28 protein-coding genes are annotated in these 26,686 nt (G+C 64.7%); 17 read left to right on the plus strand and 11 right to left on the minus strand.

What is annotated here, in order from left to right; genetic code table 11:
• Positions 1 to 42 precede the first annotated feature (42 nt).
• The 6 genes from JQX08_RS12725 to JQX08_RS12750 form a co-directional block, all read right to left on the minus strand.
• Positions 43 to 1,551 (minus strand): RNA polymerase factor sigma-54, encoded by a 1,509-nt coding sequence (locus JQX08_RS12725; protein WP_205348746.1) that lies wholly within the window; start codon positions 1,549 to 1,551, stop codon positions 43 to 45.
• Positions 1,552 to 1,697: 146 nt separating this feature from the next.
• Positions 1,698 to 2,423: an LPS export ABC transporter ATP-binding protein gene (gene lptB / locus JQX08_RS12730; protein ID WP_205348747.1), complete on the minus strand. Its 726-nt coding sequence runs from the start codon at positions 2,421 to 2,423 to the stop codon at positions 1,698 to 1,700.
• Positions 2,423 to 2,983: a lipopolysaccharide transport periplasmic protein LptA gene (gene lptA / locus JQX08_RS12735; RefSeq protein ID WP_205348748.1), complete on the minus strand. Its 561-nt coding sequence runs from the start codon at positions 2,981 to 2,983 to the stop codon at positions 2,423 to 2,425. The genes lptB and lptA overlap by 1 nt, the downstream gene beginning before the upstream one ends.
• Positions 2,970 to 3,533 carry an LPS export ABC transporter periplasmic protein LptC gene (gene lptC / locus JQX08_RS12740; RefSeq protein ID WP_205348749.1) on the minus strand — a complete coding sequence of 188 codons (564 nt, stop codon included), beginning with the start codon at positions 3,531 to 3,533 and terminating at the stop codon, positions 2,970 to 2,972. Before lptC ends, lptA begins: the two co-directional genes overlap by 14 nt.
• A 13-nt stretch (positions 3,534 to 3,546) precedes the next feature.
• Positions 3,547 to 4,071: a KdsC family phosphatase gene (locus JQX08_RS12745; protein ID WP_205348750.1), complete on the minus strand. Its 525-nt coding sequence runs from the start codon at positions 4,069 to 4,071 to the stop codon at positions 3,547 to 3,549.
• Positions 4,071 to 5,045 carry a KpsF/GutQ family sugar-phosphate isomerase gene (locus JQX08_RS12750; protein WP_205348751.1) on the minus strand — a complete coding sequence of 325 codons (975 nt, stop codon included), beginning with the start codon at positions 5,043 to 5,045 and terminating at the stop codon, positions 4,071 to 4,073. Before JQX08_RS12750 ends, JQX08_RS12745 begins: the two co-directional genes overlap by 1 nt.
• Positions 5,046 to 5,261: 216 nt before the next feature.
• On the opposite strand from JQX08_RS12750, the gene JQX08_RS12755 reads away from it, so the two are divergent.
• The 10 genes from JQX08_RS12755 to hisC all read left to right on the plus strand — a co-directional run bounded on the left by JQX08_RS12755 (position 5,262) and on the right by hisC (position 13,205).
• Positions 5,262 to 6,071 carry an ATP-binding cassette domain-containing protein gene (locus JQX08_RS12755; RefSeq protein WP_205348752.1) on the plus strand — a complete coding sequence of 270 codons (810 nt, stop codon included), beginning with the start codon at positions 5,262 to 5,264 and terminating at the stop codon, positions 6,069 to 6,071.
• Positions 6,071 to 6,868 (plus strand): lipid asymmetry maintenance ABC transporter permease subunit MlaE, encoded by a 798-nt coding sequence (mlaE, locus tag JQX08_RS12760; protein WP_205348753.1) that lies wholly within the window; start codon positions 6,071 to 6,073, stop codon positions 6,866 to 6,868. Before JQX08_RS12755 ends, mlaE begins: the two co-directional genes overlap by 1 nt.
• Positions 6,868 to 7,335, plus strand: coding sequence for an outer membrane lipid asymmetry maintenance protein MlaD (gene mlaD / locus JQX08_RS12765; RefSeq protein WP_205348754.1), 468 nt, complete (start codon positions 6,868 to 6,870; stop codon positions 7,333 to 7,335). The genes mlaE and mlaD overlap by 1 nt, the downstream gene beginning before the upstream one ends.
• A 10-nt stretch (positions 7,336 to 7,345) precedes the next feature.
• Complete coding sequence (locus tag JQX08_RS12770) at positions 7,346 to 7,999, plus strand: MlaC/ttg2D family ABC transporter substrate-binding protein (protein ID WP_205348755.1); 654 nt, start codon at positions 7,346 to 7,348, stop codon at positions 7,997 to 7,999.
• Positions 7,992 to 8,300 (plus strand): STAS domain-containing protein, encoded by a 309-nt coding sequence (locus tag JQX08_RS12775; RefSeq protein ID WP_205348756.1) that lies wholly within the window; start codon positions 7,992 to 7,994, stop codon positions 8,298 to 8,300. The genes JQX08_RS12770 and JQX08_RS12775 overlap by 8 nt, the downstream gene beginning before the upstream one ends.
• 149 nt (positions 8,301 to 8,449) lie before the next feature.
• Complete coding sequence (locus tag JQX08_RS12780) at positions 8,450 to 8,689, plus strand: BolA family protein (RefSeq protein ID WP_205348757.1); 240 nt, start codon at positions 8,450 to 8,452, stop codon at positions 8,687 to 8,689.
• Between the two features lie 22 nt (positions 8,690 to 8,711).
• Positions 8,712 to 9,977 (plus strand): UDP-N-acetylglucosamine 1-carboxyvinyltransferase, encoded by a 1,266-nt coding sequence (gene murA / locus JQX08_RS12785; RefSeq protein ID WP_205348758.1) that lies wholly within the window; start codon positions 8,712 to 8,714, stop codon positions 9,975 to 9,977.
• 15 nt (positions 9,978 to 9,992) lie between these two features.
• Positions 9,993 to 10,628 carry an ATP phosphoribosyltransferase gene (gene hisG, locus JQX08_RS12790; RefSeq protein WP_205348759.1) on the plus strand — a complete coding sequence of 212 codons (636 nt, stop codon included), beginning with the start codon at positions 9,993 to 9,995 and terminating at the stop codon, positions 10,626 to 10,628.
• Positions 10,629 to 10,751: 123 nt separating this feature from the next.
• Positions 10,752 to 12,062 carry a histidinol dehydrogenase gene (gene hisD, locus JQX08_RS12795; RefSeq protein ID WP_205348760.1) on the plus strand — a complete coding sequence of 437 codons (1,311 nt, stop codon included), beginning with the start codon at positions 10,752 to 10,754 and terminating at the stop codon, positions 12,060 to 12,062.
• A gap of 90 nt (positions 12,063 to 12,152) precedes the next feature.
• Positions 12,153 to 13,205, plus strand: a complete 1,053-nt coding sequence (gene hisC / locus JQX08_RS12800) for a histidinol-phosphate transaminase (protein WP_205348761.1) — start codon at positions 12,153 to 12,155, stop codon at positions 13,203 to 13,205.
• A gap of 60 nt (positions 13,206 to 13,265) precedes the next feature.
• Here hisC and algW read toward each other — a convergent pair whose 3' ends face one another.
• A complete protein-coding gene (gene algW / locus JQX08_RS12805; protein WP_205348762.1) occupies positions 13,266 to 14,423 on the minus strand; it encodes a Do family serine endopeptidase AlgW in 1,158 nt (385 codons plus the stop codon).
• 111 nt (positions 14,424 to 14,534) lie between these two features.
• On the opposite strand from algW, the gene JQX08_RS12810 reads away from it, so the two are divergent.
• The 3 genes from JQX08_RS12810 to cysN all read left to right on the plus strand — a co-directional run bounded on the left by JQX08_RS12810 (position 14,535) and on the right by cysN (position 18,264).
• Positions 14,535 to 15,293, plus strand: coding sequence for a Nif3-like dinuclear metal center hexameric protein (locus JQX08_RS12810; protein ID WP_205348763.1), 759 nt, complete (start codon positions 14,535 to 14,537; stop codon positions 15,291 to 15,293).
• A 142-nt stretch (positions 15,294 to 15,435) separates the two neighbouring features.
• Positions 15,436 to 16,353: a sulfate adenylyltransferase subunit CysD gene (gene cysD / locus JQX08_RS12815; protein WP_205348764.1), complete on the plus strand. Its 918-nt coding sequence runs from the start codon at positions 15,436 to 15,438 to the stop codon at positions 16,351 to 16,353.
• 12 nt (positions 16,354 to 16,365) lie between these two features.
• Entirely contained in the window at positions 16,366 to 18,264 is a 1,899-nt protein-coding gene (gene cysN / locus JQX08_RS12820; RefSeq protein ID WP_205348765.1) for a sulfate adenylyltransferase subunit CysN, read from the plus strand.
• A gap of 102 nt (positions 18,265 to 18,366) precedes the next feature.
• Here the strand turns inward: cysN and JQX08_RS12825 are convergent, their stop codons facing one another.
• Entirely contained in the window at positions 18,367 to 18,801 is a 435-nt protein-coding gene (locus JQX08_RS12825) for a ZapG family protein (protein ID WP_205348766.1), read from the minus strand.
• A gap of 133 nt (positions 18,802 to 18,934) precedes the next feature.
• On the opposite strand from JQX08_RS12825, the gene JQX08_RS12830 reads away from it, so the two are divergent.
• The 3 genes from JQX08_RS12830 (at position 18,935) to zapE (ending at position 22,103) form a co-directional block, all read left to right on the plus strand.
• The gene (locus tag JQX08_RS12830; RefSeq protein WP_205348767.1) at positions 18,935 to 19,558 is read left to right on the plus strand and encodes an alpha/beta hydrolase; all 624 of its coding nucleotides are present in this window, start codon (positions 18,935 to 18,937) and stop codon (positions 19,556 to 19,558) included.
• 31 nt (positions 19,559 to 19,589) lie between these two features.
• Positions 19,590 to 20,936 (plus strand): tryptophan--tRNA ligase, encoded by a 1,347-nt coding sequence (locus JQX08_RS12835; protein ID WP_205348768.1) that lies wholly within the window; start codon positions 19,590 to 19,592, stop codon positions 20,934 to 20,936.
• Between the two features lie 72 nt (positions 20,937 to 21,008).
• Positions 21,009 to 22,103, plus strand: a complete 1,095-nt coding sequence (gene zapE, locus JQX08_RS12840; RefSeq protein ID WP_205348769.1) for a cell division protein ZapE — start codon at positions 21,009 to 21,011, stop codon at positions 22,101 to 22,103.
• Between the two features lie 61 nt (positions 22,104 to 22,164).
• Here zapE and JQX08_RS12845 read toward each other — a convergent pair whose 3' ends face one another.
• On the minus strand, positions 22,165 to 23,127 hold the full coding sequence (locus JQX08_RS12845; protein ID WP_205348770.1) for a hypothetical protein: 963 nt from the start codon (positions 23,125 to 23,127) through the stop codon (positions 22,165 to 22,167).
• 62 nt (positions 23,128 to 23,189) lie between these two features.
• Entirely contained in the window at positions 23,190 to 24,215 is a 1,026-nt protein-coding gene (locus JQX08_RS12850) for a GlxA family transcriptional regulator (protein ID WP_430472526.1), read from the minus strand.
• A 138-nt stretch (positions 24,216 to 24,353) separates the two neighbouring features.
• On the opposite strand from JQX08_RS12850, the gene JQX08_RS12855 reads away from it, so the two are divergent.
• Positions 24,354 to 25,490 carry an acyl-CoA dehydrogenase family protein gene (locus JQX08_RS12855; protein WP_205348771.1) on the plus strand — a complete coding sequence of 379 codons (1,137 nt, stop codon included), beginning with the start codon at positions 24,354 to 24,356 and terminating at the stop codon, positions 25,488 to 25,490.
• A gap of 58 nt (positions 25,491 to 25,548) precedes the next feature.
• Here the strand turns inward: JQX08_RS12855 and JQX08_RS12860 are convergent, their stop codons facing one another.
• Positions 25,549 to 26,586, minus strand: a complete 1,038-nt coding sequence (locus tag JQX08_RS12860) for an NADP(H)-dependent aldo-keto reductase (protein ID WP_205348772.1) — start codon at positions 26,584 to 26,586, stop codon at positions 25,549 to 25,551.
• Positions 26,587 to 26,686: the final 100 nt, after the last annotated feature.

Raw genomic sequence — 26,686 nt, forward strand, 5'->3', positions numbered from 1 at the left:
GGCCTGTCGCCGGAACACTTTGGCTTGGATCAATGGTTACCGTCACATCAGCCGCTTGCGTTCGCTGGAAGGCGCTATTCCGAGGGATTCACGGTATTTGGCGACTGTGCGGCGGGCCACTTGGATGCCCTGTGCTTCCAGTAAACCAGCGATCTTGCTGTCGCTCAACGGCTTTTTCGCATTTTCCGCGGCGACCAGTTTTTTGATGATTGCGCGGATCGCCGTGGACGAGCACTCGCCACCCTCGGAGGTGCTGACGTGGCTGGAGAAGAAGTATTTCAGCTCGTAAATGCCGCGTGGGGTGTGCATGAATTTCTGCGTGGTCACCCGCGAGATGGTCGACTCGTGCATTCCTACGGCCTCGGCGATGTCGTGCAGGACCAGCGGCTTCATGGCTTCGTCGCCGTAGTCGAGGAAGCCGCGCTGGTGCTCGACGATCTGGCTGGCGACCTTCATCAGTGTTTCGTTGCGGCTCTGCAGGCTCTTGATGAACCAGCGCGCTTCCTGCAGTTGATTGCGCATGAAGGTGTTGTCGGCGCTGCTGTCGGCGCGGCGTACGAAGCCGGCGTAGTGCGGGTTGACGCGCAGACGCGGCATGGCTTCCTGGTTGAGTTCCACCAGCCAGCGATCGTTGTGCTTGCGCACGATCACGTCGGGCACCACGTACTCCGGTTCGCTCGATTCGATCTGTGAACCGGGGCGCGGATTGAGGCTCTGGATCAGTTCGATGACCTGGCGCAGCTCGTCTTCCTTGAGGCGCATGCGGCGCAGCAGCTGGCTGTAGTCACGGCTGCCGAGCAAGTCGAGGAAGTCGGTGGCCAGGCGCTTGGCCTCGGCCAGCCAGGGAGTCTTGGCCGGCAGCTGGCGCAGCTGCAGCAGCAGGCACTCGCTGAGGTCGCGCGCCGCGATGCCGGCCGGTTCGAACTGCTGGATGCGATGCAGCACCGCCTCGATTTCGTCGAGTTCGATATCCAGTTCCGGGTCGAAGGCTTCGAGCACTTCGTCGAGGGTCTCTTCCAGGTAGCCCTGGTTGTTGATGCAGTCGATCAGGGTGACTGCGATCAGGCGGTCCTTGTCGGACATCGGCGCCAGGTTGAGCTGCCACAGAAGATGGCTCTGCAGGCTCTCGCCGGCCGAGGTGCGGGTGGTGAAGTCCCACTCATCATCGTCGTTGCTCGGCAGACTGCTGGCGCTGGTCTGGTAGATGTCTTCCCAGGCGGTGTCGACAGGCAGCTCGCTGGGAATGCGCTCGTTCCACTCGCCTTCCTCGAGGCTTTCGACGTTGCTCGCGGTTTCCTGGTAGGTGGCCTCGCTGAAGCTCTCGCTGGTTTCCGTGTTGGGCGCCTGGCTGTCGGCGCCATCGGCCATCGGATCGGAGTTGTCGAAGTCCTCACCGTCCTCTTGGCGTTCGAGCATCGGATTGGATTCCAGGGCCTCCTGGATTTCCTGTTGCAGGTCCAGGGTGGAGAGCTGGAGGAGTCGAATGGCCTGTTGCAACTGCGGTGTCATCGTCAGTTGCTGGCCCATCTTGAGGACTAGCGATGGTTTCATGGCTGAGGGCAGAAGACCTTGTTCGCCGGCGCCAGGGCGCCATTCACGTCAGGGAGCGCGCGGGGCGCCTTGTTAAGCAAATTATATGCCTGACCTTGAAAGATTTTTCCAGCGGGCGCAAGCCTTTGTTGCGAAAACGCCGCGCGTTACAGGCGGAACTCGTGTCCCAGGTAGACTTCCTTGACCAACTGGTTGGCGAGGATGGTCTCGGCATCGCCTTCGGCAATCAGTTGTCCGTCGTTGACAATGTAGGCGGTCTCGCAGATGTCCAGCGTCTCGCGCACGTTGTGGTCGGTGATCAGCACCCCGATGCCCTTGGCCTTGAGGTGGTGGATGATCTGTTTGATGTCGCCGACGGAGATCGGGTCGACCCCGGCGAAGGGTTCGTCGAGCAGGATGAACTTCGGTGCGGTGGCCAGTGCGCGGGCGATTTCCACGCGGCGTCGCTCGCCACCGGAGAGGCTCATGCCGAGGTTGTCGCGGATGTGGCTGATGTGGAATTCCTGCAGCAGGCTTTCCAGTTCCTTGCGCCGTCCGGCGCGATCCAGCTCCTGGCGGGTCTCGAGGATCGCCATGATGTTGTCGGCCACCGACAGCTTGCGGAAGATCGAGGCTTCCTGTGGCAGGTAGCCAATCCCCGCGCGGGCACGGCCGTGCATCGGCTGGTGGGTGACGTCCTGCTGGTCGATCAGCACGCGACCCTGATCGGCGCGCACCAGGCCGACGATCATGTAGAAGCAGGTGGTCTTGCCGGCACCGTTGGGGCCGAGCAGGCCGACGATCTGGCCGCTGTCGATGGAGATGCTGACGTCACGCACGACCTGGCGGGACTTGTAGCTTTTCGCCAGGTGCTGGGCTTTGAGGGTCGCCATTATTGCGGGACCTGCTCGGCAGCGGGTTTGTTCTTCGGCTGGATCACCATGTCGATCCGCGGGCGCGGCACGGTGACGTTGTTGCCCGTGGCGCGGCCGGCGTTGACGATCTGGCGCTGGGTGTCATAGACGATCTTCTCGCCTTCGAAGGTGTTGCCTTCCTGAATCACCTTGGCTTGGTCGATCAGCACGATGCGGTCTTTGGCGGCGAAGTACTGGATGGTCAGGCCGTAGGCCTTGACGATTTCCTTGTCCACCGCGGGCTTCTGCTCGTAGTAGGCCGGCTTGCCGACCGAGGTGAATACGTCGATGTCGCCGCTGGCGGTCTGGGTGATGGTCACGGTGTCGCCGGTGATCTTCATGCTGCCCTGGGTGATGACCACGTCGCCGCGGTACACCGCAACGCCCTGTTTGTCATCGAGCTCGGCACTGTCGGCCTGGACGCGGATCGGTTGTTCACGGTCGGTCGGCAGTGCCCAGGTGGCGGAGCAGGCAAGTGCCGCGCTCAGGCCGACGAACAGCGGGAGGGCACTGAAGGAAAAGTGTTTAGCGAACCTCATGCTGGCCTCTTACGTTGGACAGCAGGAGCATCCGGCTGTCTTTCAAATACGCTTTCATTCCGTTGGCGGTGGTCACCCCGTTGGCGGCCTCGATTCTAACGGCTTGCTCGGTCTGCGCATATTCCTCGTCTGGGAAGACGGTCATACGGCTGGAAGTAATAACGGTCGGACGGTTCTTGGCGTCGGTGCGGGCGATGCGTACGGCGTCAATCAGTTCGACCTGTTTGCCGTCGGCCGACACCTCGGCGCGCTCGCTGCGCACCTTCCACGGCAGGTCGGTGCCGCGGTAGAGCTGCAGGTCCGGCTTGCTCACTTGGGTGATCTCGCTGGCCTTGAGGTGCTCGACCTTGTCGCTGGTCATCTCGTAGTGCAGCTTGCCGTCGGCCTGGAATTGCACGCTGTGCGCGTTCAGGGCGTAGAAGTCTACGGCGTTGGCGCTCTCGGCGACCGGAGCCTTTTCGGCTTCCGGGCTGATGTTCCAGTAACCCAGGGCAGCCAGCAGCACGGCGCCGGTGATGAACGACAAGGTCAGCAGGATCTTGCGCAGCATGGGCGTGAGCCTCTCAGAGGTAGGCGGCTTGGGCGGCGTCGAGCGTGCCCTGGGCGCGCAGGATCAACTCGCAGAACTCGCGCGCGGCGCCTTCACCGCCGCGAGCTGTGGTCACTCCGTGGGCATGCTCGCGGACGAACGGGTCGGCGCTGGCCACCGCCATGCCCAGGCCGACGCGGCGAATTGCCGGCAGATCGGGCAGGTCGTCCCCCAGGTAGGCCACCGCGGAGCGCTCAAGGTTCAACTCGGCGAGCAATTCATCGAGCGCTTCAAGCTTGTCTTCGCGGCCCTGGAACAGGTGCTGGATGCCAAGGTTCTTGGCGCGGCGCTCGACCACCGGTGAAGTGCGCCCGGTGATTATCGCCGTGCGCACGCCGGACTGGATGAGCATCTTGATGCCGTGGCCGTCGAGGGTGTTGAAGGTCTTGAACTCGCTGCCATCGGGCAGGAAATACAGCTTGCCGTCGGTGAGCACGCCATCGACGTCGAATACCGCGAGCTTTACCGCTTGGGCGCGTTGCAGCAGGGCTTGGTTCATCACATCACTCCGGCGCGCAGCAGGTCGTGCATGTTGAGGGCGCCGACCGGCTGGTCCGCGGCGTCGACTACCACCAGTGCGTTGATCTTGTGGTCTTCCATGATCTTCAGTGCCTCGGCAGCGAGCATTTCTGCGCGGGCGGTGCGGCCGTGCGGGGTCATCACCTCGTCGATGATGGCGTTGCGCACGTCGATGCCCTTGTCCAGGGTGCGGCGCAGGTCGCCGTCGGTGAAGATCCCGGCCAGCTTGCCGTCGTTCTCGACGATGACAGTCATGCCCAGACCCTTGCGGGTCATTTCCAGCAGCGCATCACGCAGCGTGGTGCCGCGGCGCACCAGTGGCAGGCTGTCGCCGGCGTGCATGACGTTCTCGACCTTGAGCAGCAGGCGGCGGCCTAGGGCTCCACCTGGATGGGAGAAGGCGAAGTCTTCGGCAGTGAAGCCGCGCGCCTCGAGCAGGGCGATGGCCAGCGCGTCGCCGAGCACCAGTGCGGCGGTGGTCGAGGAGGTCGGCGCCAGGTTCAGCGGGCAGGCTTCCTGGGTCACGCCGGCGTCCAGGTTGGCGGCCGCGGCCTTGGCCAGCGGCGAGTCGGGGTTGCCGGTCATGCTGATCAGGGTGATGCCGAGGCGCTTGATCAACGGCAGCAGGGTGATGATTTCCGCGGTCGAGCCGGAGTTGGACAGGGCCAGGACCACGTCATCACGGGTGATCATGCCCATGTCGCCATGACTGGCTTCGGCGGGGTGAACGAAGAACGAGGTGGTTCCAGTGCTCGCCAGGGTGGCGGCGATCTTCTTGCCGATGTGGCCGGACTTACCCATGCCGACCACCACCACACGCCCCTTGCAGGCCAGGATCAGCTCGCAGGCGCGGACGAAGGCGTCACTGATGCGGGGCAGAAGGCTCTCTACCGCCTCGATTTCCAGGCGCAGCGTGCGTTGTGCGGACTGGATGAGTTCACTGGCTTGAGTCATGGTTACAACGTGCCCGGCGGGTGAAAAGGCGGGGATTATACCGACAAAGGCGGTCGTGCTCACCTGCGCGCGTCGCTGATGCCGCGAAGGCCGGTGCTTGGGCGCTTGTAGGCACAATGCTATAGTGCGCCGCCTGTTCGGACTGTGTGGATGTCGTGGTGCCCTACGGGATTACGCAGGCGTCTGTATGGGAAGGCTGTATCGCAAGGAGTCCAGATGAGCGCCGATAATGCCTATGCCGTCGAATTGAAGGGAGTGTCCTTCTATCGTGGCTCGCGCAGCATCTTCAAGAACGTCGATATTCGCATCCCGCGCGGCAAGGTCACCGGCATCATGGGGCCGTCCGGCTGCGGGAAAACCACCCTGTTACGTCTGATTGGCGCCCAGCTGCGGCCGGCCCAGGGCGAAATTTGGGTCAACGGTCAGAACCTGCCCAGCCTGTCGCGCGGTGAGTTGTTCGACATGCGCAAGCAGATGGGCGTGCTGTTCCAGAGCGGCGCGCTGTTCACCGATCTCGACGTGTTCGAGAACGTGGCCTTCCCGCTGCGGGTACACACCCAGCTGCCCGAGGAAATGATCCGTGACATCGTGCTGCTGAAGCTCGAAGCCGTGGGGCTGCGCGGTGCCATCGATCTGATGCCGGACGAGCTGTCCGGTGGCATGAAGCGCCGCGTGGCACTGGCCCGCGCAATCGCGCTGGATCCGCAGATTCTCATGTACGACGAACCGTTCGTCGGTCAGGATCCGATCGCCATGGGCGTGCTGGTGCGCCTGATCCGCCTGCTCAACGACGCCCTCGGCATCACCAGTATCGTGGTCTCCCACGACCTGGTGGAGACCGCCAGCATCGCCGACTACCTCTATGTGGTGGGCGATTCGCAGGTGCTCGGCCAGGGCACGCCGGACGAGCTGATGAATTCCGATAATCCGCGTATCCGCCAGTTCATGAAGGGCGCAGCGGACGGCCCGGTGCCGTTCCATTACCCGGCGCCGGATTACCGCGACGATCTTTTGGGGGCGCGCTGATGCGCAAGAAATCCATACTCGAGCGGATTCGTCTGCTCGGTCGGGCCGGCATCGACGTGGTGGCGTCGCTCGGCAAGTCGACCATCTTCCTGCTGCGCGCGCTGTTCGGCGGCGGCAACACCGGCAACGCCATGCAACTGCTGATCAAGCAGCTCTATGCGGTGGGCGTGCTGTCGCTGGTGATCATCGTGGTGTCCGGCATCTTCATCGGCATGGTCCTCGCGCTGCAGGGCTTCAACATCCTCAAGAGCTACGGCTCTGAGCAGGCGGTCGGGCAAATGGTCGCCCTGACCCTGCTGCGCGAGCTGGGGCCGGTGGTGAGTGCGCTGCTGTTCGCCGGTCGTGCTGGCTCGGCGCTGACGGCCGAGATCGGCAACATGAAGTCGACCGAGCAGCTGTCCAGCCTGTCGATGATCGGCGTCGACCCGCTCAAGTACATCATTGCCCCGCGCCTGTGGGCCGGTTTCATCTCCTTGCCGCTGCTGACCCTGATCTTCTGCGTGGTCGGCATCTGGGGTGGGGCGATGGTCGCCATCGACTGGCTGGGCGTCTATGCCGGCTCGTACTGGGGCAACATGCAGAACAGCGTGTCGTTCGCCGATGACGTGCTCAATGGCGTGATCAAGAGTGTGGTCTTCGCCCTCGTCGTCACCTGGATCGCCGTGTTCCAGGGCTACGACTGTGACCCCACCTCCGAGGGGATCAGTCGCGCCACCACCAAAACCGTGGTCTATGCCTCGCTGGCCGTGCTGGGCCTGGACTTCATCCTGACTGCCTTGATGTTTGGAGACTACTGATGCAAATCCGCACCCTGGAAATCGGTGTCGGCCTGTTCCTGCTGGCCGGATTGCTGGCCCTGCTGCTGCTGGCCCTGCGCGTCAGCGGGCTGACGGTGGATGCCACTAAGGACACGTACAAGCTGTACGCCAATTTCGACAATATCGCCGGTTTGACGGTCAGAGCTAAAGTGACCATGGCCGGTGTGACCATCGGCAAGGTCACCGCCATCGATCTCGACCGCGACAGCTACACCGGGCGGGTGACCATGGAGCTCGATCGCAGCGTGAACACCCTGCCGGTCGATTCCACGGCGTCGATCCTGACCGCCGGCCTGCTCGGCGAGAAGTACATCGGCCTCAGCGTCGGCGGTGATGACGCGGTTCTGAAAGATGGTGGCACCATCCACGACACGCAGTCGGCGCTGGTGCTGGAAGACTTGATCGGGAAGTTCCTGATCAACTCGGTGAACAAAGAAGCCAAGTGAGGATCCGTTCATGATGATTGCCCTGCGCCGTGGCCTGTGTGCTCTGCTGGCTGCACTTCCCCTGATCGCCCTGGCTGCCGCGACGCCGCAGCAGGTCGTGCAGAAGACCACCGACGAACTGCTCGCCGACCTCAAGGCCAATAAAGAGCACTACCGCACCAGCCCAAACGATTTCTACGAGTCGCTCAACGGCATCATTGGTCCGGTGGTGGATGCCGAAGGCATCTCCAAGAGCATCATGACCGTCAAGTATTCGCGCGGCGCCACGCCGGAGCAGATGACGCGCTTCCAGGAAAACTTCAAGCGCAGCCTGATCCAGTTCTACGGCAATGCCCTGCTCGAGTACGACAACCAGAACATTCGCGTGCTGCCGAGCAACGCCAAGCAGTCCGACCCGCAGCGGGCCAGCGTCAACATGGAAGTGACCGGTCGCAGCGGTGAGATCTACCCGGTGACCTACACCATGGTGCAGATCGGCGATCAGTGGATGCTGCGCAACGTGACGATCAACGGCATCAACATCGGCAAGCTGTTCCGCGATCAGTTCGCCGACGCCATGCAGAAGAACGGCAACGATCTCGACAAGACCATCAACGGCTGGGCCCAGGTGGTCGCCAACGCCAAGAACACCGATGCCGGACAGAAGGCTGCCGGGCATGAGTGAAGCGAGCATCCGCGCGGCGTCTGACGCGCAGTTGCAGCTGGCCGGCGTGCTCGACTACAGCACCGGTCCGGCGCTGCGCGTCGAGGGCGGGCGGCTGATCCGCGCGGCGCAGGCCAGCGAGCTGGTGCTCGATTGCGCGGCGGTCGAGCACTCCAGCAGCGTCGGGTTGTCGCTGCTGCTGGCGTTCATGCGCGATGCGCGGCAGGCCGGCAAATCTCTGAGCATCCGTGCGCTGCCGGACGACATGCAGAAGATCGCCCAGGTCTCCGGGCTGACCGAGCTGTTACCGCTGCAGGCCTGAGCGCCACCGCGCGACCGCTCACGCCCTCCGTCAGCCGCCCCGCGCATGGGGTTCGCAGGCGGAGGGCTTTTTTGTATCATTGCCGACCCGCGCGCCTGGGCAGCTTGCCCGTGCGACGCGGATCACGTACGCGCTGATTGAGGTTCAACATGCAGGCCGTAGAAGTTAAAAACCTCCTCGAGGCCAAGCTCGCGGATACTCGCGTTGAAGTGGAAGGCGAGGGCTGCAATTTTCAGCTGAACCTGATCAGCGACGAGCTGGCCGGTCTGAGTCCGGTCAAGCGCCAGCAGCAGGTCTATGCCCACCTGAACCCCTGGATCGCCGACGGCAGCATTCACGCCGTGACCATGAAATTCTTCAGCCGCGCGGCCTGGGCCGAGCGCACCTGAGCCTGCGGGCGACGAGACTCCTATGGACAAATTGATCATTACCGGCGGCGTGCGCCTGAACGGCGAAATCCGCATTTCCGGCGCGAAGAACTCGGCGCTGCCGATCCTCGCCGCCACCCTGCTGGCCGACGAGCCGGTCACCGTGTGCAACCTGCCGCACCTGCACGACATCACCACCATGATCGAGCTGTTCGGCCGCATGGGCGTCGAGCCGGTGATCGACGAGAAGCTCAGCGTCGAAGTCGACGCCAGCACCATCAAGACCCTGGTCGCGCCCTATGAGCTGGTGAAGACCATGCGCGCCTCGATCCTGGTGCTCGGGCCGATGGTTGCCCACTTCGGCGAGGCCGAAGTGGCCCTGCCGGGCGGTTGCGCGATCGGTTCGCGGCCGGTCGACCTGCACATCCGCGGCCTCGAAGCCATGGGCGCGCAGATCGAAGTGGAAGGCGGCTACATCAAGGCCAAGGCGCCGGAAGGCGGTCTGCGCGGCGCGCACTTCTTCTTCGACACGGTCAGCGTGACTGGTACCGAGAACATCATGATGGCCGCGACCCTGGCCAAGGGCCGCAGCGTGCTGGAAAACGCCGCGCGCGAGCCGGAAGTGGTCGACCTGGCCAACTGCCTGATCGCCATGGGCGCGAAGATCGAAGGCGCCGGCACCGACACCATCACCATCGATGGCGTCGAGCGTCTGCACGGCGCGCGCCACAGTGTGATGCCCGACCGTATCGAAACCGGCACCTACTTGGTCGCCGCGGCGGCCACCGGCGGCCGCGTCAAGCTCAAGGACACCGATCCGACCATCCTCGAGGCGGTCCTGGCCAAGCTGCAGGAAGCCGGCGCCGAGATCACCAGTGGTGAAGACTGGATCGAGCTGGACATGCACGGCAAGCGGCCGAAAGCCGTCAACCTGCGCACCGCACCGTACCCGGCGTTCCCCACCGACATGCAGGCGCAGTTCATCGCCCTCAACGCGGTCGCCGAAGGCACCGGCACGGTGATCGAGACCGTGTTCGAGAACCGCTTCATGCATGTCTACGAGATGACCCGCATGGGCGCGCAGATCCAGGTCGAAGGCAACACCGCCATCGTCGGCGGCGTGCCGCTGCTCAAGGGCGCTCCGGTGATGGCCACCGACCTGCGGGCTTCGGCCAGCCTGGTCATCGCTGCGCTGGTGGCCGACGGCGATACCCTGATCGACCGCATCTACCACATCGACCGTGGCTACGAGTGCATCGAGGAAAAACTGCAGTTGCTCGGCGCGAAAATTCGCCGCGTTCCGGCCTGATCGGACGACCGTCGCATGCTCACCATCGCGCTATCCAAGGGCCGCATTCTTGACGACACCCTGCCGCTGCTGGCCGAGGCCGGCATCGTGCCGACCGAGAATCCGGACAAGAGCCGCAAGCTGATTATCCCCACCACCCAGGAGGATGTGCGCCTGCTGATCGTCCGCGCCACTGACGTGCCGACCTATGTCGAGCACGGCGCCGCCGACCTCGGCGTGGCCGGCAAGGATGTGCTGATGGAGTACGGCGGTCAGGGGCTGTACGAGCCGCTCGACCTGCGCATCGCCAACTGCAAGCTGATGACCGCCGGCAAGGTCGGCGTGCCGGAGCCGAAAGGCCGCCTGCGCATCGCCACCAAGTTCGTCAACGTGGCCAAGCAGTTCTATGCCGAGCAGGGCCGCCAGGTCGACATCATCAAGCTGTACGGTTCGATGGAGCTGGCGCCGCTGGTCGGCTTGGCCGACAAGATCATCGACGTGGTCGACACCGGCAACACCCTGCGCGCCAATGGCCTGGAGCCCCAGGACATGATCGCCAGCATCAGCTCGCGGCTGATCGTCAACAAGGCTTCGATGAAGATGCAGCACGCGCGCATCCAGGCGCTGATCGAAGCGCTGCGCCAGGCCGTCGATTCCCGACATCCGCACTGACCGTTTCCGCGACTGCATGTCGCGGCCGCCTATCCGTGTCATAGCCAATATTCTCAGGTGCCCGCACGGTGGGCTTGCTACTCTAGCGGCGCCTGAGAATTGCCATCCAACGAGGCTTTCGCTATGACCGCTGCTACCGCTATCCGCCGACTCAATGCCGCCGATCCGGACTTCGCGCGTCATCTGGACCATCTGCTGAGCTGGGAAAGCGTGTCCGACGACGCGGTCAATCAGCGCGTGCTGGAGATCATCCAGGCCGTGCGTACGCGCGGCGACGCGGCTCTGGTCGAGTTCACCCAGCGCTTCGACGGCCTCGAAGTGGCGGCCATGGCCGACCTGATCCTGCCGCGCGAGCGCCTCGAGCTGGCCCTGACGCGGATCACCGCGGAGCAGCGCGCCGCGCTGGAAACCGCCGCCGAGCGGGTGCGCCGCTACCACGAAAAACAGAAGCAGGACTCCTGGTCCTACACCGAAGCCGACGGCACCGTGCTCGGCCAGCAGGTCACTCCGCTGGACCGCGCCGGCCTCTACGTGCCAGGTGGCAAGGCCTCCTATCCCTCCTCGGTGCTGATGAACGCGATTCCGGCCAAGGTCGCCGGTGTGCCGGAAGTGGTGATGGTGGTGCCGACGCCGCGTGGCGAGATCAACGAGATCGTGCTCGCCGCCGCGGCGATCGCCGGCGTCGATCGGGTGTTCACCATCGGTGGCGCCCAGGCCGTGGCCGCGCTGGCCTACGGCACCGAGAGCGTGCCGCCGGTGGACAAGATCGTCGGTCCGGGCAACATCTATGTGGCCACCGCCAAGCGCCACGTGTTCGGCAAGGTCGGTATCGACATGATCGCCGGCCCCTCGGAAATCCTCGTGGTCTGCGACGGCCAGACCGATCCGGACTGGATCGCCATGGACCTGTTCTCCCAGGCTGAGCACGACGAGGACGCCCAGGCGATCCTGGTCAGCCCGGACGCGGCGTTCCTCGACCGCGTCGCGGCGAGCATCGAAAAACTCTTGCCGACCCTCGAGCGCGAAGCCATCGCGCGCGTCTCCATGTCGACCCGCGGCGCGTTGATCCAGGTCGCCGACATGGCCCAGGCCATCGAAGTAGCCAACCGCATTGCCCCGGAGCACCTCGAGTTGTCGGTGGAGAACCCGCAGCAGTGGCTGCCGCAGATCCGCCACGCCGGGGCGATCTTCATGGGTCGCTACACCGCCGAGGCGCTGGGCGACTACTGTGCGGGGCCGAACCACGTGCTGCCGACTTCCGGCACCGCTCGCTACTCGTCGCCGCTCGGCGTGTACGACTTCCAGAAACGCTCGTCGATCATCCACTGCTCGGCGGACGGCGCCTCGGAACTCGGCAAGGTCGCCAGCGTGCTGGCCCGTGGCGAGTCGCTGACCGCCCACGCGCGCAGCGCCGAGTACCGTATCAAGAACTGAACCGGCGGCCGCTGCGGCCTGGGCCTCCCGTCGCGAGACCCGCGCCGCGGTGCCGTATGACCGTCATGCATTCGAGGAGAGAAGGGCACGATGAGCAAATTCTGGAGCCCCTTCGTCAAAGACCTGGTGCCCTACGTACCGGGCGAGCAGCCGAAACTGGCCAAGCTGGTCAAGCTGAACACCAACGAGAACCCCTACGGTCCGTCGCCCAAGGCGCTGGCTGCCATGCAGGCCGAGCTGGGCGATAACCTGCGCCTTTACCCGGACCCCAACGGCGAGCGCCTCAAGCAGGCCGTGGCCGACTACTACGGCGTGCAGGCCAACCAGGTGTTCGTCGGCAACGGCTCCGACGAAGTGCTGGCGCACGCGTTCCACGGCTTGTTCCAGCACGGCAAGCCGCTGCTGTTCCCCGACGTCACCTACAGCTTCTACCCGGTCTATTGCGGGCTGTACGGTATCGACTTCGAGGCGCTGCCGCTGGATGAGCAGTTCCAGATCCGCGTCGAGGACTATGCACGGCCGAATGGCGGCATCATCTTCCCCAACCCCAATGCGCCGACCGGCTGCCTGCTGGCCCTCGAGGCGATCGAGCGGCTGCTGCGCGCCAACCCGGACACCGTGGTGCTGGTCGACGAGGCCTACATCGACTTCGGTGGCGAATCGGCGATCAGCCTGGTCAACCAGTACCCCAACCTGCTGGTCGCGCAGACGCTGTCCAAGTCGCGTTCGCTGGCCGGCCTGCGCGTCGGCCTGGCAGTCGGCCACCCGGAGCTGATCGAGGCGCTGGAGCGGATCAAGAACAGCTTCAACTCCTACCCGCTGGACCGCATGGCGATTGCCGGCGCGGCGGCGGCGTTCGAGGATCGCGCCTATTTCGAGCAGACCTGCGCGCAGGTGATCGCCAGCCGCACTGCGGTGGTCGACGGTTTGGAGGCGCTGGGCTTCGAGGTGCTGCCGTCGGCGGCCAACTTCGTCTTCGCCCGTCACCCGGACAGGGACGCGGCGACCATCGCCGCCGGGCTGCGCGAGCAGGGGGTGATCGTGCGCCACTTCAAGCAGGCACGCATCGCCCAGTTCCTGCGCATCACCATCGGTGCGCCGGAGCAGAACCAGGCCCTGCTGGACGCCTTGCAAGGGTTGTAAGGCGCCGACAAAAAAGCCGGGAGTGATCCCGGCTTTTTGCTGTCTGGACGGTGGCGCGGCTCAGTTGGCCGCTTCGTTGCCGTTGCTCGGCGGCGCGCGCAGGCCGACTTCGGCGGTGAGCCTCAGCGTCTTGCCGTTACGCATCACCTCGATGATGGTCTTCTCGCCCGGCTTGGTGCGCGCCACCTGGTTCATCGAGCGGCGCCCGTCGGTGGCCGCTTCGCCATCGATGCTGAGGATCAGGTCGCCGGGCTGCAGGCCGGCCTTCTGCGCCGGGCCGTCGCGGTAGATGCCGGCGACGACGATGCCCGGTTTGCCTTCCAGGCCGAAGGATTCGGCCAGCTCCGGGGTCAGCGGCTGTACTTCGATGCCCAGCCAGCCACGAATCACCGAGCCGTGCTCGATGATCGCCTGCATGACTTCCAGGGCCAGCTTGGTCGGGATGGCGAAGCCGATGCCCTGCGAACCGCTGGATTTCGAGAGGATCGCGGTGTTGATGCCGATCAGGTTGCCGTAGGCGTCGACCAGCGCGCCGCCGGAGTTGCCCGGGTTGATCGCCGCGTCGGTCTGGATGAAGTCTTCGTAGGTGTTCAGGCCCAGCTGGTTGCGCCCGGTGGCGCTGATGATGCCCATGGTCACGGTCTGGCCGACCCCGAACGGGTTGCCGATGGCCAGCGACACATCGCCGATGTTGACCGTGTCGGAGTGGCCGAGGGTGATCGCCGGCAGGTCCTTGAGGTCGATCTTCAGCACCGCGAGGTCGGTCTCCGGGTCGCTGCCGATGATCCGCGCCAGGGTTTCCCGGCCGTCCTTGAGCGCCACGACGATCTGGTCGGCGCCGGCGGTGACGTGGTTGTTGGTCAGCAGGTAGCCTTCGGGACTCATGATCACCGCCGAGCCGAGGCTCGACTCCATGCGCCGTTGCTTGGGCAGGTTGTCGCCGAAGAAGCGGCGGAACTGCGGGTCTTCGAACAGCGGGTGCAGCGGCCGGTTGACGTACTTGGTGGTGTACAGGTTGACCACCGCCGGCGCGGCGCTGCTCACCGCCTTGGCGTAGGACACCGGGCCTTGCTGGGGCAGGCCGAGGCGCGACGCCTGGCGCATGTGCACGTCCTGGCGTGGCAGGCCGACCCACTGCGGGTAGTGCTGGATAATCAGGAGCGCGAGCAGAATTCCGACCAGCAGCGGCCAGCCGAGGAAACGCAATGCCTTGAGCATCGATCAATCTCTGAGGGTTGCGGGGGCACTTGGCGGCCCTTAAGGTGGCGCCATTATAGAGGCCCGCCCGTGAATAAATCATGAGTCGGCCGGTGTCGAGAGAGGAATTCCATGGCCATCGCCCTGAGCACCCTGGTGGAAGAAGCCGACCGCTATCTGGACGCGGCGCGCATCAATGACTACTGCCCGAACGGCCTGCAGGTCGAGGGCCGGCCGCAGGTGCGGCGCATCGTCAGCGGCGTGACCGCCAGTCAGGCGCTGCTCGATGCGGCGGTGGAGGCCGATGCCGACGTGGTGCTAGTCCACCACGGCTATTTCTGGAAGGGCGAGAACCCGTGCATCACCGGCATGAAGCAACGCCGGCTGAAGACCTTGCTGGCCCACGACATCAGCCTCCTGGCCTACCACCTGCCGTTGGACGTGCACCCCGAGGTGGGTAACAACGTGCAGCTGGCGCGACAGCTGGACATCGAGGTCGAAGGCCCGCTCGAGCCGGGCAATCCGCGCACTGTGGGCCTGGTCGGCTCGCTCGCCGAGCCGCTGAGCCCGCGCGATTTCGCTCGGCGCGTGCAAGGCGTGCTGGGTCGTGAGCCGCTGCTGGTCGAAGGGCCGGGCATGATCCAGCGCATTGGCTGGTGCACCGGCGGCGGTCAGGGCTACATCGACACGGCGATCGCCGCCGGCGTCGACCTGTACCTGACAGGCGAGGCCTCGGAGCAGACCTTCCACAGCGCGCGCGAGAACGGCGTCAGTTTCATCGCCGCCGGCCACCACGCCACCGAGCGTTACGGCGTGCAGGCGCTCGGCGAATACCTGGCGCGGCGCTTCGCCCTCGAGCACCTGTTCATCGACTGCCCGAACCCGGTCTAGTGGCGCAAAACTCCGGCATATAACTAGATCGTTTAGGTCTAAGTCGCCGCCTGAATAGAATAGGGCGCTGTGCTAAAGTGCGCGCCTCGTCCACGGCCCGTAGGCCGTCCCGCAAGCTTTTCCAAGAGAAAGCCGTGTAGCCATGCTCGATAAAATGACGCACCTGAAACAGTTGGAGGCGGAAAGCATCCACATCATCCGCGAGGTCGCCGCGGAGTTCGACAACCCAGTGATGCTGTACTCCATCGGCAAGGATTCGGCCGTCATGCTGCATCTGGCCCGCAAGGCCTTCTTCCCGGGCAAGCTGCCGTTCCCGGTGATGCACGTCGATACGCGCTGGAAGTTCCAGGAGATGTACAGCTTCCGCGACAAGATGGTCGCCGAAATGGGTCTGGACCTGATCACCCACATCAATCCGGATGGCGTGGCGCAGAACATCAACCCGTTCACCCACGGCAGCGCCAAGCACACCGACATCATGAAGACCGAGGGCCTCAAGCAGGCGCTCGACAAGTACGGCTTCGACGCCGCGTTCGGCGGTGCCCGTCGCGATGAAGAGAAGTCGCGCGCCAAGGAGCGCGTCTACTCGTTCCGCGACAGCAAGCACCGCTGGGACCCGAAGAACCAGCGTCCCGAGCTGTGGAACGTGTACAACGGCAAGGTCAAGAAGGGCGAGTCGATTCGCGTCTTTCCGCTGTCCAACTGGACCGAGCTGGACATCTGGCAATACATCTATCTGGAACAGATCCCGATCGTGCCACTGTACTTCGCTGCCGAGCGCGACGTCATCGAGAAGAACGGCACGCTGATCATGATCGACGACGAGCGCATTCTCGAGCACCTGTCGGATGATGAAAAAGCCCGTATCCAGAAGAAGATGGTGCGTTTCCGTACCCTCGGCTGCTACCCGCTGACCGGCGCGGTGGAGTCCACGGCGACCACGCTGACCGACATCATCCAGGAAATGCTCCTGACCCGAACTTCCGAGCGCCAGGGCCGCGTGATCGATCACGACGGCGCCGGTTCGATGGAAGAGAAAAAACGTCAGGGCTATTTCTAAGGATTCCGCACCATGAGTCATCAATCCGATCTGATCAGCCAGGACATCGTTGCGTACCTGGCCCAGCACGAACGCAAAGAACTGCTGCGCTTCCTCACCTGTGGCAACGTCGACGACGGCAAGAGCACCCTGATCGGGCGCCTGCTGCACGACACTAAGATGATCTACGAAGACCACCTGGAAGCCATCACCAAGGACTCCAAAAAGGTCGGCACCACCGGTGAGGAAGTCGACCTGGCACTGCTGGTCGACGGTCTGCAGGCCGAGCGCGAGCAGGGCATCACCATCGACGTGGCGTACCGCTATTTCAGCACCGCCAAGCGCAAGTTCATCATCGCCGACACCCCTGGCCATGAGCAGTACACTCGCAACATGGCGACCGGCGCCTCCACCTGCGACCTGGCGATCATCCTGATCGACGCGCGCTACGGTGTGCAGACGCAGACCAAGCGGCACAGCTTTATTGCGTCCCTGCTGGGCATCAAACACATCGTCGTCGCCATCAACAAGATGGACCTGAAGGGCTTCGATCAGGGCGTGTTCGAGCAGATCAAGGCCGACTACCTGAAGTTCGCCGAGGGCATCTCGCTCAAGCCGACCTCGCTGTTCTTCGTGCCGATGTCGGCGCTCAAGGGTGACAACGTGGTGAACAAGAGCGAGCAGTCGCCCTGGTACACCGGCCAGTCGCTGATGGAAATCCTCGAGACCGTGGAAGTCGCCGGCGACCGCAACTTCGCCGACCTGCGTTTCCCGGTGCAGTACGTAAACCGTCCGAACCTGAACTTCCGCGGCTTCGCCGGCACCCTGGCCAGCGGCATTGTGCGCAAGGGCGACGAAGTCATCGCTCTGCCGTCGGGCAAGGGCAGCAAGGTCAAGTCCATCGTCACCTACGAAGGTGAGCTGGAGCAGGCCGGTCCGGGCCAGGCGATCACCCTGACCCTGGAAGACGAGATCGACGTGTCGCGTGGCGACATGCTGGTGCATGCCGACAACCGTCCGCAAGTGGTCGACAGTTTCGACGCCATGCTGGTGTGGATGGCCGAAGAGCCGATGCTGCCGGGCAAGAAATACGACATCAAGCGTGCCACCAGCTACGTGCCGGGCTCGATCGCCAGCATCGCCCACCGGGTCGATGTGAACACCCTGGAAGAGGGTGCGGCGAGCAGCCTGCAGCTCAACGAAATCGGCAAGGTCAAGGTTGCCCTCGACGCGCCGATCGCCCTCGATGGCTACGCGCAGAACCGCACCACCGGCGCTTTCATCGTCATCGACCGGCTGACCAACGGCACCGTCGGTGCCGGCATGATCATCGCCGATGCCGTCGGCGCTGGCGGTAGCAGTCATCACGGCAAGCTCGCCCATGTGTCCACCGAGGAGCGTGCCACGCGCTTCGGCCAGCAACCGGCCACCGTGCTGTTCAGCGGCCTGTCCGGCGCCGGCAAGAGCACCCTGGCCTATGCGGTGGAGCGCAAGCTGTTCGACATGGGCCGGGCGGTCTATGTGCTGGACGGTCAGAACCTGCGCCACGACCTCAACAAGGGCCTGCCGCAGGATCGCGCCGGGCGTACCGAGAACTGGCGGCGTGCCGCGCATGTCGCGCGTCAGTTCAACGAGGCCGGCCTGCTGACCCTCGCCGCCTTCGTCGCTCCGGACGCTGAAGGGCGCGAGCAGGCCAAGGCGCTGATCGGTGCCGAGCGCCTGATCACCGTGTACGTGCAAGCGTCGCCGCAGGCCTGTCGCGAGCGTGATCCGCAGGGCCTGTACGCCGCCGGGCAGGACAACATCCCTGGTGAGTCCTTCCCCTACGACGTGCCGCTGAATGCCGACCTGGTAATCGACACCCAGTCGCTGTCGGTCGAGGATGGCGTCAAGCAGGTGATTGGCCTGCTCAAGGCCCGCGGCGCGCTGTAAGGCGTGCCGAGACCGCCCGGCCTTGCGCCGGGCCGTCGCTCAGGTGCCGGGAACGGCCAATAAAAAGCCCCGCCGAAGCGGGGCTTTTTATTGCCTGGCGAATTACTTCTTCAGGCCAAAGGTCTCGTCGAGCATGCCCGGGGCGTTGGGTACCTTCGGCGCGTAGTCCTTGGGCGCCTCGCTGCTCTTCGGCGGGGTCAGACGTTCGCGCGGCGTGGGCTGTTCGTCGGCGTGCAGGGCGGCCAGCAGGCGCTGGCGGGTGATTTCGTCGAGGGCCAGGCGGTTGGCGCCGTCGGACAAGTGCTCCTGCACCTCGGTGTAGCTCTGGGTGAGCTTCTTCACCAGGCTGGCGGTGGTATTGAAATGGGTCACCACTTCGCGTTGATAGGTGTCGAAGCGTTCCTGCATCTCATCCAGCTGGCGCTGGGTGCGATTGGGGGCCGCGCTGGGCAGTAGGCGGGCCACCACGAAGCCGATGGCGATGCCAGCGAGCAGGGTGAGGGTCGGCAGCAACCAGGCTGTGAGCGTCTGTTCCACGAGTCCTTCCTCTGTAAACGGCTTTGCTTTACGTTAACGGCTCGAACCTGCGCTGTATACCGCGACGCAAGCCGTGTAGTGCTTAACCAAGACGTGTCGACCCACCCCGGGGTCACGGAGTTCCTGTTTGCTCATGCGTGAAACTTCCCTGTTGCTCGATGGCCCGGTCGGCCAGCTCGAAGCTCTGCATCTCGACCTGCCCGACGCGCGCGGCGTGGCGCTGATCTGCCACCCTAATCCGGTGCAGGGCGGCACCATGCTCAATAAGGTGGTGTCGACCCTGCAACGCACCGCGCGCGACGCCGGGCTGGCGACGCTGCGCTTCAACTACCGCGGCGTCGGCGCCAGCGCCGGCAGCCATGACATGCAGAGCGGCGAGGTCGATGACGCCGAGGCAGTGGCGCACTGGCTGCTCGCGCGTTACCCGGGCCTGCCGCTGACCCTGGCCGGCTTCTCCTATGGCGGCTTCGTCGCCGCGGCGCTCGGCGGCCGGCTGGAAGCGCAGGGCCAGACGCTGCGCAGCCTGTTCATGGTCGCGCCGGCGGTGATGCGTCTGCGCGACGAGGATCATCTGCCGCAGCGCTGTCCGCTCACGGTGATCCAGCCGGAGCAGGACGAAGTGCTCGATCCGCAGCTGGTGTATGTCTGGTCGGCGGCGCTCGAGCGTCCCCATGAGCTGCTGAAAGTGGCAGAATGCGGCCACTTCTTCCACGGCAAGCTGACCGATCTCAAAGATCTGGTGCTGCCGCGTCTCTGATCCCGACTGCAGTCCGACAAGCGATAAGCCCATGAGCACTCGAATTCTCACCGGTATCACCACCACCGGCACTCCGCACCTCGGCAATTATGCCGGTGCCATCCGCCCGGCGATCATCGCCAGCCGCGACCCACAGGCCGACTCCTTCTATTTCCTCGCCGACTACCACGCGCTGATCAAGTGCGACGACCCGCAGCGCATCCAGCGCTCGCGCCTGGAGATCGCCGCCACCTGGCTGGCCTGCGGTCTGGACGTGAACAAGGCGACCTTCTACCGGCAGTCGGACATCCCCGAGATTCCCGAGCTGACCTGGCTGCTCACCTGCGTGTCGGCCAAGGGGCTGCTCAATCGTGCGCATGCCTACAAGGCTTCGGTGGACAAGAACGTCGAGACCGGCGAAGACCCGGATGCCGGCGTGACCATGGGCCTGTACAGCTACCCGGTGCTGATGGCGGCGGACATCCTGATGTTCAACGCGCACAAGGTGCCGGTCGGCCGCGACCAGATTCAGCACGTCGAGATGGCCCGCGACATCGGTCAGCGCTTCAACCACTTGTTTGGCGCCGGCAAGGAGCTGTTCACCCTGCCCGAGGCGGTGATCGAGGAAGACGTGGCGACCCTGCCAGGCCTCGACGGGCGCAAGATGTCGAAGAGCTACGACAACACCATTCCGCTATTCGGCAGCGCCAAGCAGCTGAAGGACGCCATCGCGCGCATCGTCACCGACTCGCGCCTGCCCGGCGAGGCGAAGGACCCGGACAACGCGCACCTGTTTACCCTCTATCAGGCCTTTGCCAATCCGACGCAACTCGCCGAGTTCCGCGCCGAGTTGCTCGCCGGTCTGGGCTGGGGCGAGGCCAAGCAGCGCCTGTTCCAGCTTCTGGATGGCGAGCTGGGCGAGGCGCGCGAGCGCTATCACGCGCTGATCGAGCGTCCGGCCGATCTCGAGGACATCCTCCTGGCCGGTGCCGCCAAAGCACGCAAGACCGCCACGCCGTTCCTCGGCGAGCTGCGCGAGGCGGTCGGCCTGCGCTCGTTCCGCGAGCAGGTGCAGGTGGCCGGCAGCGCGAAGAAGAAGGCGGCGAAAAGCGCGCGCATCGTCAGCTTTCGCGACGAGGACGGCAGCTTCCGTTTCCGCCTGCTGGACGCGGCGGGCGAGCAGCTGCTGCTGTCCAAGGCGTTCGCCGACGGCAAGAGCGCCGGGCAGGTGAGCAAGCGTCTGCAGTCCGGCGAGGCACTGGATGTGCGCGAGCAGGACAGTGGCTTTGCCCTGTGGCTGGACGGTGAGCTGGTTGGCGAAAGCCTCGGCTTCGCCAATGCCGCCGACCGCCAGGCGGCGATCGCCCGCCTGCACGAGGCATTGGCGCCGCAGGAATAACTGCCGCCGATTTGCCAACACACGGGGCCGTCGCTAAAGTGACCGCCCCGTTTTGTTACCGAACTACCCGCCATGACCCCTCTTGAGCGCTATCAGGCCGATCTGAAGCGGCCGGACTTCTTCCACGACGCCGCGCAGGAAAATGCCGTGCGCCACCTGCAGCGCCTGTACGACGATCTGGTCGCCAGCGAGCAGGGCAAGGCGGGGCTGTTCGGCAAGCTGTTCGCCAAGAAGCCGCAGGGGCCGGTCAAGGGCCTGTACTTCTGGGGTGGCGTGGGGCGCGGCAAGACCTACCTGGTCGACACCTTCTTCGACGCGCTGCCGTTCAAGCGGAAGATGCGCACCCACTTCCACCGCTTCATGAAGCGCGTCCACGAGGAAATGAAAACCCTCAAGGGCGAGAAGAACCCGCTGACCATCATCGGCAAGCGCTTCGCCGACGAGGCGCGGGTGATCTGCTTCGACGAATTCTTCGTCTCCGACATCACCGACGCGATGATCCTCGCCACGCTGCTCGACGAGCTGTTCAAGAACGGCGTGAGCCTGGTGGCGACCTCCAACATCGTGCCGGACGGCCTGTACAAGGACGGCTTGCAGCGCGCGCGCTTCCTGCCGGCGATCGCCCTGGTCAAGCAGCACACCGACGTGGTCAACGTCGACAGCGGCGTCGATTACCGCCTGCGTGCCCTGGAGCAGGCCGAACTGTTCCACTGGCCGCTGGACGCCGAGGCGGAAGTCAGCCTGCGCAAGAGCTTCGCCAGCCTGCTGCCGGACTGCACGCATGCCATGGAAGACGAGCCGCTGATGATCGAGAACCGCGAGATTCGTGCGGTGCGGGTCTGCGAGGACGTTGCCTGGTTCGAGTTCCGCGAGCTGTGCGATGGCCCGCGTAGCCAGAACGACTACATCGAGCTGGGCAAGATCTTCCACGCGGTGATCCTTGCCAACGTCGAGCAGATGGGCAAAGCCAAGGACGACATGGCGCGGCGCTTCATCAACCTGGTCGACGAGTTCTACGACCGCAACGTCAAGCTGATCATCTCCGCCGAAGTCGAGCTGAAAGACCTCTACACCGGCGGGCGTCTGAGCTTCGAGTTCCAGCGCACCCTGAGCCGTCTGCTGGAGATGCAGTCGCACGAGTTCCTGTCGCGCCCGCACCGCCCGTAACTGCTGCTCCGGCAAACAAAAGGGCTGCCCATGGGCAGCCCTTTTTGCATTGCGCTTGCCGTCAGCGTTGCGCCACCGGCTGGGCCTGTTCGGCCAGCAACTGCTTGGCGTGGGCGACCTCCAGCGCCTCCATGGCGTTGATCGGCTGGATCGCAGTGGCGCGCTTGAGCTGCGCGACCACCTTGGCCTGTTCGTCGTCGCCGTACACATAGCCGAGCGCGTTGGCGTATTCGTAGTGGCCGATCGGCAGGTCGTCGGCGGCGCGGAAGGAGCGGACGAAGTACTGCTCCATCTGCTCGGCGCTGACCCCGTAGGTCATCCTGCCGACCAGCTTGCCGACCTTGCGGATCACCCCGGCCTCATAGCCGCCATACAGGGCGAGGGCGAACGGCTGGCGCGGCTGGCGGGCGAGCAGGGCGTCCAGCTCGGCGGGGATCTGGCTGGTGTAGCCGCGCTTGAGCACCACCGGCACTGGCAGCTCCTCGGCCAGCCGCGCCTTGGCGTAGGCGCGGCCGAACAGCGCCACGCTGTCGGCCTGCATCAGCTCGCCGGCCTTGTCGGTGTAGGCGATCACCTCTTCCAGCAGGCGGTGCTTCTCCGCCTGGTCGGGGGCGAGGAACATCGCGTAGAGGGTCTGGGCGAACATCGCCGGCACCTGGCCGCCGACGCCGAGGGCTAGGCCCTGGCGCTTGGCTGCGGCGAAATCGCCGCGGAACACCAGGCGCCAGACCTGCTGCAGCTGCTCGGCATAGCGCTGCGCTTCTTCCGGCTTGCCACTGAAGCCACGGTTGCCGGCCACGGTCTGTTCCAGCGCCTGCGGGTGCTCGGTGGCCATGCGCAGCACCCAGTCGGCGTCGGGGAAGGGGTAGTCGCCGAAGCCGCGGGTCAGGCGTGGCCAGGCTTCGCGCAGGCGCTCGCCGGAGTAGTCGTAGGCGCTCTGGTCGTAGGGGAAGGGTTTCCAGGTGTCATCCGCGGCAGCGCTGAGGCTGCAGACGGCAAGCAGGGCGAGCAGGTAGCGACGCATGGCGGGGGCCTTTGATCTTGTTGGTATGCCCTGATCTTAAGCCCCGGCCCAAAACGGCCAACCTATCCTAGGGATGGCGGGCTGCCGGCACTGCGCTCGCCATTGCGCTGGAACTGGCGGCGGTACTGGTTCGGCGACAGTTCGGTGTGTTGGCGGAACAGTCGGGCGAAGAAGCTCGCGTCGTCGTAGCCGACCTCGTAGCTGATGGTCTTGATGCTCTTGCGGGTGGCGCTGAGCAGACCCTTGGCGGTTTCGATGCGCAGCCGCTGCAGGTAGTGCAACGGCTTGTCGCCGGTCGCGCTGTGGAAGCGGCGCATGAAGTTGCGGATGCTCATGCCATGCTCGCGGGCGACGTCCTCGAAGCGGAACTTGTCGGCATAGTGCTCTTCCAGCCATTCCTGAATCTGCAGGATGGTCAGGTCCTGGTGCAGCTTCTGTCCGCCGAAGCCGATGCGTCCCGGGGTGTAGGTGCGGCGCACTTCGTAGAGGATGTCGCGGGCCACCGCCTGGGCCACGCTGGCGCCGCAGAAGCGTTCGATCAGGTGGATGTACAGGTCGCGTGCCGAGGTGCTGCCGCTGGCGCAATACAGGTTGTCGGCGTCGGACAGGTGCTTGTCGCGATTCAGCAGCACCTGCGGGAAGCGCTCGGCGAACTCGCGGTGGAAGCGCCAGTAGGTGGTCGCCTCCTTGCCATCGAGCAGGCCGGCCTGGGCCATCCAGAACACGCCCATGGCCTCGCCGCAGATGATGCTGCCGGCGGCATGTTGCGCGCGCAGCCAGTCGACGACCTGCGGGACGCGCCTGTGCAGTTGCTGAAAGTCGCTCCAGTACGGCGGCAGGATGATGATGTCGGCGGGCCCCAGGCCGCTGTCCACCGGCAGGACTACTTCGCTGAAGCTGCGCACCGGCTTGCCGTCCGGACTGACCAGCAGGATCTCGAAGGCCGAGGTGTCCTGGCTCGCGTTGCGCCCGTGGCGCCGTGCGGCCATGTGGAAGAAATCCATGGCTTGCATGGCTGTCGAGGCGAACACGCCTTCGACGGCGAGGATGCTGACGCGAATCAGGTTGGCGGTGGCGGGCAGGGGCATGGGGCAGTGTTCTTGTAGGTGGAAATGGTCAAGTGCTGGCGGGAGCGTCTTATTTTTTGGCGCTTGTGTCCAGTTCTAGACTGTAGGGTCAGCCGTACAGTCGGCCTCTACCCCTTCTGTCAGTGTCCAGGTGCCGTGATGATTCCAAGAACAATATTCAGCTCCGACCATGAACTGTTCCGCGACAGCGTGCGCAAGTTCCTCGAACAGGAAGCCGTGCCGTTCCATGCCCAGTGGGAGGAAGACGGCTACATCGACCGCCAGCTGTGGAACAAGGCCGGTGCCGCCGGCATGCTCTGCTCGCACCTGCCGGAGGCGTACGGCGGCATGGCGGCGGATTTCCTCTACAGCAGCGTGGTGATCGAGGAAATCAGCCGCCTCGGTCTGTCCGGCATCGGCTTCTCGCTGCACTCGGACATCGTCGCGCCGTACATCCTGCATTACGGCAGTGAGCAGCTGAAACAGAAGTACCTGCCGAAGATGGTCAGCGGCGAAATTGTCACCGCCATCGCCATGACCGAGCCGGGTGCCGGCTCCGACCTGCAGGGCGTGAAGACCACCGCAGTGCTGGATGGCGACGAGTACGTGATCAACGGCTCGAAGACCTTCATCACCAACGGTTACCTCGCCGACCTGGTGATCGTGGTCGCCAAGACCGATCCCAAGGCCGGCGCCAAGGGCACCAGCCTGTTCTTGGTCGAGGCAGGTACGCCGGGCTTCGACAAAGGCCAGCGCCTGAAAAAGGTTGGCATGAAAGCCCAGGATACTTCCGAGCTGTTCTTCCAGAACGTGCGCATTCCCAAGGAGAACCTGCTGGGGCAGGCCGGCATGGGCTTCGCCTACCTGATGCAGGAACTGCCCCAGGAACGCCTGACCGTGGCAATCGGCGGCCTGGCCTCGGCCGAAGCGGCGCTGCGCTGGACCCTGGATTACACCCGTGACCGCAAGGCGTTCGGCAAGGCGATCGCCGAGTTCCAGACCACCCGCCACAAGCTAGCGGAGCTGGCCACTCAGGTGCAGGTTGGTCGGGTGTTCGTCGATCGCTGCCTCGACCTGCACCTGCAGGGCAAGCTGGATGTGCCGACCGCGGCGATGCTCAAGTACTGGAGCACCGACCTGCAGTGCCAGGTGATCGACGAGTGCGTGCAGCTGCACGGCGGCTACGGCTACATGTGGGAGTACCCGATCGCCCGCGCTTGGGCCGACGCGCGCGTGCAGCGCATCTATGCCGGCACCAACGAGATCATGAAGGAAATCATCTCGCGCGCCCTGTGATCATCGGCGCGTCGAGTGCCTGGAGGGCAGGTGCTCGGCGCGCGCTGGGGCGGAGCGATCAGGGGGCCGGGTTCGGCTGCTCGCGGTGAATCGCCTCGATGCCGGCGCGGACTTCCTCGGACAACTGCAGGGAGTGGCTGCCCAGGTTGCTCTCCAACTGCTCCAGGCTGGTGGCACCGATGATGTTGCTGGTCACGAAGGGTTGCCCGGTGACATACGCCAGCGCCATCTGCGCCGGCTCCAGGCCGTGCTCGCGCGCCAGCGACACATAGCGCGAGCAGGCCGCCTGCGCCTGCGGGTTGGTATAGCGGGTGAAGCGGCTGAACAGCGTGATCCGCGCATTGGCCGGTCGCGCGCCATTCTCGTACTTGCCGGACAGCATGCCGAATGCCATGGGCGAGTAGGCGAGCAGCCCGCATTGCTCGCGCAGGGCGATTTCCGCGAGACCGACTTCGAAGCTGCGGTTGAGCAGGTTGTAGGGGTTCTGGATCGACACCATCCGTGGCAGGCCCAGCGATTCGGCCAATTGCAGGAACTTCAGCGTACCCCAGGGCGTTTCGTTGGATAGGCCGATGTGGCGGATCTTGCCGGCGCGCACCTGCTCGGCGAGCACTTCCAGTGTCTGCGCCAGGGGCGTGAAGGCTTCTTCGCGGTGGCGGTAGCCGAGCTGACCAAAGAAGTTGGTGCTGCGCTCCGGCCAGTGCAGCTGGTAGAGGTCGATCCACTCGGTTTGCAGGCGCTGCAGGCTGGCGTCGAGCGCGGCCACGATGTGCTGGCGATTGTGCTTCAGCTGGCCGTCGCGGATATGACTGATGCCGTTGCCGGGGCCGGCCACCTTGCTCGCAAGGATCCAGTCGTTGCGGTTGCCGTGGGCCTTGAAGTAGTTGCCGATGATCCGCTCGGTACTGCCGTAGGTTTCGGCACGTGGCGGCACCGGGTACATCTCGGCGGTATCGAGGAAGTTGATACCGGCCGCCTGCGCCCGGTCGATCTGCGCGAAGGCCTCGTCCTGTGTGTTTTGTTCGCCCCAGGTCATGCTGCCCAGGCAGAGTGCGCTAACCTTCAGGTCGCTGCGCCCGAGTTGACGGAAGTCCATGTGCGGCTCCTTTTCAAAAGGGGCCATCAAAGCAGGTTGAAATTTCTCGCGCAATCGGCATAATTCCGCAGCCGTTTTTCGACGGGGGATGCCTAGCCTG

It is taken from the genome of Zestomonas insulae, from assembly GCF_016901015.1.
Classification (GTDB): domain Bacteria; phylum Pseudomonadota; class Gammaproteobacteria; order Pseudomonadales; family Pseudomonadaceae; genus Aquipseudomonas; species Aquipseudomonas insulae.